The 499-nt window shown below is 32.7% G+C and carries 1 protein-coding gene; it reads right to left on the bottom strand.

Translation table 11 applies throughout. The features are described from left to right. Positions 1-369 (bottom strand): hypothetical protein (locus tag VQ048_RS12520; protein ID WP_327611966.1); only part of this gene is annotated, 369 nt, incomplete at its 3' end. Positions 370-499 lie beyond the last annotated feature (130 nt).

The raw sequence follows: 499 nt of genomic DNA, 5'->3' as shown, positions 1-499 counted from the left end.
TGTTACCCATACTGTATAATCACTTACATTAACATCGTTAGGGAACTCTTCCCTCATTTCTTTTATAGGTAAAGGTATTCCTATCAGCTTGCCTACATATTTATCATCAACAAATTTTATATCGTAAAGGTCCAATTTTTGCTCTTTGTACCTTTTTATTATTCCCTTTACGAACTCCGTTTTTATTGCTTTGAGTTTACTATAACCTACGGCTACTCGCACAAATTCTAAGTTCTTTTTCTCAAAATCAAACAATGCTTTAGCTTGGTCATCATCGTTCAAACCTTTCTCATTTCGTGTGTTCACTTTTTCACAAAGTTTTTTTAATCTGTTGTAAATTTTATCAATGTTAGTGCTTGTTGTGTTCATAATTTTACTCTTTAACTGTTCAAAATTTTTGTTAATTCCATTTCAGCTGTCCAAAATTCCTCGCCCGTATGCTTCCCGTGAGCGGTATAGTATATATTTCCATATCGGTCAAGTTTTAATCGGTAACAAT

It is taken from the genome of Bergeyella anatis, from assembly GCF_036016955.1.
Taxonomy (GTDB): domain Bacteria; phylum Bacteroidota; class Bacteroidia; order Flavobacteriales; family Weeksellaceae; genus JAYWXI01.
The sequence above is the reverse complement of the archived record's forward strand: the minus strand, read 5'-3'. Positions and strand labels throughout refer to the sequence as shown.